9 protein-coding genes are annotated in these 8,491 nt (G+C 72.0%); 3 read left to right on the forward strand and 6 right to left on the reverse strand.

The features are described from left to right. The first annotated feature begins 110 nt into the window (after positions 1–110). Positions 111–1,349, forward strand: a complete 1,239-nt coding sequence (locus tag HII36_RS51025) for an ABC transporter substrate-binding protein (RefSeq protein WP_173530641.1) — start codon at positions 111–113, stop codon at positions 1,347–1,349. Between the two features lie 95 nt (positions 1,350–1,444). Here HII36_RS51025 and HII36_RS51030 read toward each other — a convergent pair whose 3' ends face one another. From HII36_RS51030 to HII36_RS51045, 4 genes are all read right to left on the reverse strand, one after another. After that, positions 1,445–2,764, reverse strand: a complete 1,320-nt coding sequence (locus HII36_RS51030) for an FAD-dependent oxidoreductase (protein WP_217370992.1) — start codon at positions 2,762–2,764, stop codon at positions 1,445–1,447. A 133-nt stretch (positions 2,765–2,897) separates the two neighbouring features. Next, positions 2,898–4,277, reverse strand: a complete 1,380-nt coding sequence (locus tag HII36_RS57510; RefSeq protein WP_217370993.1) for an alpha/beta hydrolase — start codon at positions 4,275–4,277, stop codon at positions 2,898–2,900. 25 nt (positions 4,278–4,302) lie between these two features. Then, positions 4,303–5,160 carry a hypothetical protein gene (locus HII36_RS51040; protein WP_173530643.1) on the reverse strand — a complete coding sequence of 286 codons (858 nt, stop codon included), beginning with the start codon at positions 5,158–5,160 and terminating at the stop codon, positions 4,303–4,305. A 33-nt stretch (positions 5,161–5,193) separates the two neighbouring features. Further along, on the reverse strand, positions 5,194–5,535 hold the full coding sequence (locus HII36_RS51045; RefSeq protein WP_173530644.1) for a cupin domain-containing protein: 342 nt from the start codon (positions 5,533–5,535) through the stop codon (positions 5,194–5,196). Between the two features lie 41 nt (positions 5,536–5,576). Here HII36_RS51045 and HII36_RS51050 point away from each other — a divergent pair, with 41 nt between their 5' ends. Continuing rightward, positions 5,577–6,236 carry an endonuclease V gene (locus tag HII36_RS51050; RefSeq protein ID WP_173530645.1) on the forward strand — a complete coding sequence of 220 codons (660 nt, stop codon included), beginning with the start codon at positions 5,577–5,579 and terminating at the stop codon, positions 6,234–6,236. A 312-nt stretch (positions 6,237–6,548) separates the two neighbouring features. Here HII36_RS51050 and HII36_RS51055 read toward each other — a convergent pair whose 3' ends face one another. Further along, complete coding sequence (locus HII36_RS51055; protein WP_173530646.1) at positions 6,549–6,920, reverse strand: hypothetical protein; 372 nt, start codon at positions 6,918–6,920, stop codon at positions 6,549–6,551. Positions 6,921–7,291: 371 nt separating this feature from the next. Beyond that, a complete protein-coding gene (locus HII36_RS51060; RefSeq protein WP_173530647.1) occupies positions 7,292–8,053 on the reverse strand; it encodes an NADPH-dependent F420 reductase in 762 nt (253 codons plus the stop codon). Positions 8,054–8,220: 167 nt separating this feature from the next. Here HII36_RS51060 and HII36_RS51065 point away from each other — a divergent pair. After that, on the forward strand, positions 8,221–8,491 hold a 271-nt coding region (locus tag HII36_RS51065; RefSeq protein WP_236004971.1), incomplete at its 3' end, for a winged helix-turn-helix transcriptional regulator.

Here is an 8,491-nt window from a genome sequence, read left to right on the forward strand (position 1 = left end):
CCTCGCCCCTCCCCACCCCCTCCTTGCTCGCCGTCTTCCCGTCCGGGAGGCGGACCGTCGTCGGGGGGAGGCGTCGGTCGCGGGTGGCGGCGTCGGCGCTTCTGCTGTTGATGTTGCTCCTGCTGGTCCAGCCGACGCCGCAGGCGCAGACGGCCCAGTCGGCGCAGCCGAAGCGGTCACCGCTGGCCGCACCCGTCCCGACGCCGGCCCCAACACCTGCCGGGCAGGTGCGTGGCGTCGTCCAGGACGGGGTGCTGACCGTGGGCACGCTGCTGCCGATGACCGGCAGCCTCGCCTTCCTCGGCGCCGCCACCTCCACGGCGGTCGACCTGGCCGTCCAGGACGTCAACGCCGCCGGCGGAGTGCTCGGCCGGCCGGTCCGCCTGATCAGGGCCGACTCGGGAGACTCGACCGACGACCTGGCCGTCGCCGCGGTCCGGGAGCTGGCCGGGGCCGAGACGGACGTGATCGTCGGGGCCGCGTCCAACACGGTCTCGCTGGGAGTGCTCGACGCCGTGACCGAGGAGGGCATGACGATGATCTCCCCGTCCACCACCGCCACGTTGCTGACCACCGCCTACGACAGAGGCCTGTTCTTCAGGACCGCCCCCTCCGACACCCTGCAGGGCCGCCTGGTCGGACGCCTGGCCGCCGAGGACGGCAACAGGACCGCCGCGTTCATCGCCCTGGACGACCCCTACGGAGACGTCCTGGTCGCGGAGGCGGAGGCGGAGCTCTCCAAGGCCGGGGTCGAGGTGGTGAAGAAGATCCGCTACCGGGAGGACGACGCCGACTTCTCCCGGCTCGAGCCGATCGAGGCCGATGCTCTGATCCTCATCGGGTTCACCGAGACGCTGGAGGTCATGCGGAAGCTGAAGCGCGGCGATCAGCGCTGGTATCTGGTCGACGCCAACCTGTCCGACTACTCCGAGGACCTGCCGCGCGGCACGCTCACCGGCACGCGCGGGACGCTGGCGGGCGTGGCCGTCGGCCCGGACTTCCAGGCCAGGATGCGGGCGCTCGACCCGGCGCTCACCGACTTCTCCTACGCCGCCGAGGCGTACGACGCGGTGATCGTCGCGGCGCTGGCCGCCCGCGCGGCGCAGGGCGACCTGGGCAAGTCGGTGGCCGGTCGGCTGGCCACGGTGAGCGGCGGCGGACGGCCGTGCACCACGTTCCGCGCGTGCGCCGACCTGCTGGAGTCCGGGACGGACATCGACTACGACGGGCTCAGCGGGCGTATCGAGTTCGACAGCAACGGCGACGTCGGCGAAGGCGGGTTCGGCGTGTACACCTACAAGGCGGACAACACCTACGTCCGGACGGAAACCCGCGTCGTGTCACGCTGACCACCGCTCCGGCGTCGCTCTGGTGTCGCGTCACTCCGGTCGTTCCCGCGTCGCATCATGCCGGCCGCTCCGGCGTCGCGTCCCGCCGGCCGTTCTCACGTCGTGTCCCGCCCGCCGTTGCCGCGCGCGCCGATGAGCCTGGCCAGAGTGGCCAGGCCCGCGAGGCCCGCCAGCGCGCCCGCCGTGGCCCAGCGTCGCTGTGCCCGGATCCGGCGCTCCACCTCCGCGTACGGCGTGGTGGAGAAGGACACCAGCTCGTAACGCGAGACATACCGGGGCAGGACGCGTTCCAGCGCGTGTTCGACGCGTTTGCCGGCCAGGAACATCCGGGAGCCGACCTTGTCACGCATCTCCACGAAGTTGTCCAGGGCCAGCCTGGCGATCACGTCGGTGTCCGTCTTGCGGCGTTCGAACAGTTCCAGGGCGCGGGGGAAGTCGTCGCCGGTCTCGTCCAGGCAGCGGTCCAGCTCGACGCAGTCCTCGAAGCCGCAGTTCGCGCCCTGGCCGTAGAAGGGGACGATGGCGTGGGCCGCGTCGCCGATGAGCCCGATCGCGGTCGCGTCCGTGGTGACGTGCCAGGGCGAGCAGCGCATGGTGACCAGGTGTCCGACCGGGTTGCCCTGGTAGGACTCGACCAGGTCGGGCATCAGCTCGACCGCGTCGGGATAGTTCTCCGCGAAGTACGTCTCAATCTTGCGTGGGGTGTCGAGCGCGGCCAGGCTCTCGTGCGGCCAGAACAGGGTGCAGGTGAACGATTTGTCCGGGTTGGGCAACGCGATCATCATCGACCGGCCGCGGGGCCAGATGTGCAGGGCGCCCGGGTCCATGGCGTACTCGCCGTCACGTGCCGGGATCGACAGCTCCTTGTAGCCGTAGTCGAGGTAGTCCTGGCTGAAGCCGACACCGGGCAGGGCCTGCAGCCGCGACCTGACCGCGCTGTACGCGCCGTCCGCGCCGATGATCACCTGGGCCTTGCCCACCGCGCCCGACTCGAACTCCAGCCTGCCGCTGCGTTCGTCCAGGCCGGTGAGACGGTGACCGAAACGGACCTCGACGCCCGGCAGCGCGGTGGCGGCGTCGAGCAGCTTCATGTTGAGCCCGGCGCGGCTGATCGAGTTGATCGCGTGCGCGCGGTCGGCGCTGTACGGCTGGAACGTGAGCGTTCCGTCGGTTGCGTGCATCATGCGGCCCGGCATCGGGATGGCCTCCGCCAGCACCTCCCGGTCCAGTCCGAGCCGGCGCAGGGCGTCGATGCCGCGTTCCGAGATGGCCAGGTTGATGGACCTGCCCCGGTCGGCGCCCTCGGTACGCGGGTCGGGGCGGCGCTCGTAGAGGGTGACCTGGTGGTTGCGGCGGGCCAGGAAACAGGCGAGCAGGCAGCCGACGAGTCCCGCGCCGACGATCGTGACCTCCATCATCCCTTGGTACGGCGGCCCGCGCCGGATGTCCAGAAGCGGGCCCGATCTCCCTGGCGGAGGACCTTCCTGACGACCTGGCTCGCGCTCTCCCTGGCGGACGGCGTTCCCGGCGGCCTGAGCCGTGATCCCGCTAGCGGAGGGCTTCCTCGATGGCCTGGGCGGTGGCGCGCCAGATGGGGGTGTCCGGGGTGATGACGGCGAAGTGGTCACCAGGGAGTTCGAGATACGTCACGTCGTCGCCCGCCTGCTCGGCGCTGCGCGCGTATCTGCGGCCGAAGTCCAGCAGGTCGAGGTCGTCGTCGGAGCCTTGCACGATGAGCTGGCGGACCTTGAGCGGCAGCCGGAGCAGCGGCGACGCCGTCCCGTAAACGCGCGCCGCCCCCACCGAGTCCTCCGCGTGATCAGCGACCGGTGGGGCCGGGTGGCCGAGGGCGGCGGCCACGGCTCCCGAACTCAGCCACCGCCGGTCCCCCTCCACCAGGTCCAGCACCCCCGCCAGCGAGACGGCCAGCGAGACCCGCGCCCCGTCGGCCGCCGCGCGGAGCGCGAGCTGCCCGCCGGCCGAGTGCCCGGCCACCGCGACCCGGTCGAGGTCCAGCGGCGCGTCGACGCCGGCCGAAGCGTGCAGGCCCGTGGCCACGTCGGTCAGGGCATGCAGCCCGGCGGCCACGTCGGCGCAGGTGGCCGCCCATCCGTGCCGGTCGGGACGCCGATATTCCAGGTTCCACCCGGCGAACCCGCGCCCGGCCAGGTCGGCGCAGAGCGCGTCCATGAGGTCGGCCGCCCAGATCGATCGCCAGTAACCGCCGTGGATCAGCGCCACGACCGGCACCCGTCCTGTCGGCGAGTCCGGCAGGTGCAGTTCGCCCCACTGGTCCGGATCCGGGCCGTACGGGATGCGCAGGCGCGGGTGCCGCGCCCGATGGACGGCATGCCGGATCCCCCACGCCAGCCCCTCGATACCCCGCCCGTGCAGGTGCGCGGCGGCTCCGCCGACCCGCACCCCATCGGCCCGCCGCAAGTCCACCCACACGACCGGGCCGACGTCCGACGCCATCAGACGCCGCACCGCCGGGTCCGGCCCCGGGATCACCACGACCACTCGCCGCACGTCGGCCCCGCTCTGGAAACTCCCGGACGAACGGTCCGAGCCGGCCGGGCCGGTCGAGGGCTGCCCGGACGAGGAAGCCGGATCCGCGGAGCCGGTCCGGGAAGGATCGGACAGGCCGACGGGATCGTCCGAGCCGGTCCAGGGACGCTCAGGCAGGCCGACAGAATCAGACGAGCCGGTCGAGGGACGCTCAGGCAGACCGGCGGGATCGTCCAAGCCGGTCCGGGGAGGCCGCGGCAGGCAGGCGAGGACGGCCGAGACGTCCTGCGCGTGTGTGACCGAGCCGCGCACGCCCAGCGCATCGAACTCGCGTCCCGCGATCTCGTCGAGCAGGGCCGGATCGGCGACGACGCCGGGCCCGACCACCACCTCCACCACCACCAGCAGCACCCCGCTCACGGCTACCGACCCTACAGAACCGCACTCACAAAGGCTCGTGGTCGACCAGGTACTCGGCGGTGACCGGACGCAGCCTGGTTCCCACCACGACGAGGTCGTCCGGTCGCAGCGCGGTCGAGTCGACCTCGACGAGCCACCGGTCGACCTTGGCGAACAGCACCAGCCTGCCGTTCTTCTCCTTCTCGGTCATCCACCTGCCGGCCGCCAGCCGCCGGCAGGAGCCGGAATGCCTCACCCAGATCTGGCAGGCCTTGCGCGGGTCCTCGTCGGGCCTGATCCGGACGAACACGTCGGGCTCGGATTCGGCGTCCTCGGCGTAGTCGAGTGACAGGACCTCGTCCGTGATGGTCCCCACGCTCACCAGCGTGCGCCCGGGGACGGCCACCGGCAGCACCAGCGGAACCGACCGCTTGTACAGGGCGATCAGGTCGGCGCGGTGTTCCCGCTCCCAGGCCTCCGCGCGCCGCTGCTCGACCGTCGACGTGGTGATCACGCAGGCGCAGACGACCACCGCCGCGACGATCCTCGGGACCAGCGAAACCGTGCGCGTGAGCGCGGCGGCGCTCGCGTAGGCGAGCACGGCCAGCGCGATGACGCCCAGCAGGATCGGCCGGGGGCGGGCGTCCGGCAAGGCGGCGTCGAGCGCGTTGTAGCCGACCAGCAGCAGGACGGGCCCGAGCAGCGCGGTACGGATCGGGTGCGTGATGCGCAGCAGCCGGGCGAGCAGCCACCCGACGGGAAAGGCCAGCACGCAGCTCAGAAGGACCATGGGCATGACCGTGTACTGTTCGATGTCCTCGTCGTACAGCCTCGACACCGGCTGGCCGAGGGCCGGGCCTAACGCCAGTCCGGCGATCGCGCCGCGGACGAGATCCTTACCCATGGACCAAGCATCGCATCGCCCGGCCTGGCCGCGTCAGTCCGTGATGCCGCCGCGTGAGCCGTAGGCCGGGCCGAACACGACCAGCAGCGTCAGATCCTCGGTGACGTCCACGAAGCGGTGTTCCTCACCCGCCGGGACGAAGATCACCGCGCCGGGGCCGACCGCCGCCTCGCCGCTCGGGGTCACGATCCTGGCCTGGCCGGTCGTCACGACGTAGATCTCGTCCTCGGTGTGCGGGCTCTGGGTGTCGACGCCGCCCGCCGGGATGCAGTACGTGCCGATGGACAGATCCGGCACCTTGAGCTGTTCGACCCAGTCGTTGGCGGCGCCGGCGGCCGGCGGTGCCCATACTCCGGCGCCCTCGATGATCTGCATGCGGCGACCCTACCGTCCACGCGGGGGAATACGGTGGTCCGGTGCGTGTTGACCACCTTCATCCCTGGCCGGCCGACGTCGCCGAGGCCGAGTCCATCCAGGACGAGCTCCGCGCCCGCGTCCAGCTGACCGGCCCCGCCACGTTCACCCTGGTGGCCGGTCTCGACGTGCACTACCACGGCCAGGACGACGTGACCGCGGCCGTGGTGGTCCTCGCCGCCGACACGCTCGCGCCGGTGGAGCGGGTGGTGGTGCACGGCAAGGCCACGTTCCCGTACGTGCCCGGCCTGTTCGCCTTCCGCGAGCTGCCGACGCTCGTGGCCGCGCTCGAACGCCTGACCAGCACCCCCGACCTGCTGGTCTGCGACGGCTACGGCCTGGCGCACCCGCGCGGCTTCGGCCTGGCCTGCCATCTCGGCGTCCTGACGGGACTGCCGTCGCTGGGCGTGGGCAAGACGCCGTTCGTCGGCACGCACGCCACGCCGGCGCCGGAGCGTGGCGCCTGGACGCCCATCGTCCACGACGGCGCCGCGGTCGGTCGCGCGCTGCGCACGCAGCGGGAGGTGAAGCCGGTGTACGTCTCACAGGGACACCGCATCTCGCTGGACACCGTCACCGACCAGGTACTACGTCTGTCACCCCGCTACCGGCTGCCCGAGCCGATCCGCCAGGCCGACCACCTGGCCAGAAACCCCGAATAGCCCGGCCAGGAACCCACGCACCCCGGCCGGGACCGGCATCGCCCGGCCAGGAACCCACGCACCCCGGCCGGGACCGGCATCGCCCGGCCAGGAACCCGAGCAACCCGGCCAAGGCCCCTCGCACAGCCTGGCTCAGAACCCCACGCAGCCTGGCCCAGGAACCCCACGCAGCCTGCCTTCGGTACCCCACGCGTCCCCGATCAGGAACGCGGGCACCCGAGCCCCAGGAACCCGCACAACCTGGTTAGGAACCCAGGCGCCTCGGCCAGGAACGCGCGTGGCGCGAACCGTCCGCCAGCCCGCTCGCTCGCCTCACCTACGCCAGGCCCATACCACCAGCCAGACGTTGAGCCCGAAGATCGCCATACCCAGCGGCACATGCCCCGTGATCGCCCCGCTGCCGCCCAGCATCGACTGCACGAACCCGAGCAGCAGCACCGCGAGCGCCACCAGCGCCGGCCACCCGGCCCCACGTCCCGGCCGCCACACCAGGACGGCCGCGACGAGCTGCAACAGCCCCAGCACGTGCACGGCGCCGGCCCCGGCCCCGTGGATCCCGGCCCCGGACCCGCTCATGAGCTGACCGGCCGTCACGGCCTGCACGAGCACCGACGCCATGCTGAGCGCGGCGACCCCCTTGAACGCGGTCATGTACCCGTTACCCTTGGCGACCTGGCTGACCACTGCTCTCTCCTCCGCTGTCGGCTCCGCTGCCGGTGGAGCTACAGAATCCCGCGCCCGGGACGACGCGAAATCAGCCGCTCGTCGCGATCCCCGATACACCTTCTGGAGTACGCGAGGCGCCCTCGCCTACACACCCACGCGAACAGCCACCCGCCACTCGCCTATACACCCACGCGAGCAGCCACTCGCCACTCGCCCACGCGAACAGCCGCCCACCACTCGCCCACGCACCCACGCGAACAGCCACCCGCCTCGCGACTCTCACCTCGACAGGCACGCCCAGCGGCCGGGGCCCCAACGCCGACGCGAGCCCGCACACCCACGCCGACGCGGGCTGGCACGCCGGGACACAAGCTGGCACACCGGGGCGCTCACGTGGTCGGGTGGGCTCCCGATTCCTGCCAGGGCGGCAGGATGGCCTGGGCGTCCACGCCGCCGAACCAGAGCCCGATGACGAACGCCGCCGTCGCTTCGAGCAGCGTCGCCCGCTCGAGTCCCCCGCCGTCCACCGGGGTGCAGCCGAGGTCGGACGCCAGACGTCGGGCCGCCGCCAGCGCCGCCGGATCGTCGCCGCACAGGGGCACGGCCAGCGGCCGTCCACCGAAGACCGGCGGCGTGTGACGCCAGACGTCCACATGGCACAGGTTGAACGCCTTCACCACATGTCCACCCGTGAGATCACCGATCAGCTTCGCGAGCGGACGCGCCGGATCATAGGCGGGCAGGGAGGCGGCGTTGGTCACGTCGATGAGCGGCTTGCCGCGCAGCGCCGGGCCGGCCGCCTGCAACACCTCGACAAGCCCAGCCTCCCTGACGGCCACCACCACAACCTCACCGAACTCCGCCACCTCTGCCCACGTGCCGGCCACCGCGGACCCGACAAGCGATCCGGCCGTCGTGGACTGGACAGACGTTTCGGCCGCCACCGAAGGAACAGGCGATCCGGCCGTCGCCGTCGGGACGGACGATCCGGCCGTCGCTGACTCGGCAGGCGGTTCGGCGGTCATGCGTTCCGCGAGTGCGACCGCCTTGTCGTGGTCCCTGCCGCTCACCATCACCTCATGCCCGGCCCTGACCCACTGCGTGCCCAGCGCGTCCGCCATGTCGCCGGCGCCCAGGATCCCGATCCGCATGTCATCTCCCTCTCCTACGGGGGGCTTTACTGATAGGAGGACGATAGGAAGGTCGTCACACACCATCTGGTGCCTAACGGAGGCCGCCGTCGTTCCTCGCCGACTGCCAGGCCAGACTCGCCTTCGACCTGCTCGCCAACACCTGGAACGCGGTCGTCGTCTGGGCGTTGCGGCATGGCCCGCGCCGTCCGGGGCGGTTGCGCGAGGAGATCGGCGGGATCAGCGCCAAGGTGCTCACCGAGACGTTGCGGCGGCTGGAGTTCCACGGACTGGTCGAGCGGCACGCGTACGCGGAGGCGCCGCCACGGGTCGAGTACGGTCTGACGGACCTCGGGCGCAGCCTGCTGCCGCCGATCGAGGCCTTTGGCGAGTGGGCGTTCACCCATGCCGAGGAGGTCATGGCCGCCCAGGACCGCTGGGACCCACCCGCCCCCGACC

Source organism: Nonomuraea antri (assembly GCF_013283785.1).
Taxonomy (GTDB): Bacteria; Actinomycetota; Actinomycetes; order Streptosporangiales; family Streptosporangiaceae; genus Nonomuraea; species Nonomuraea antri.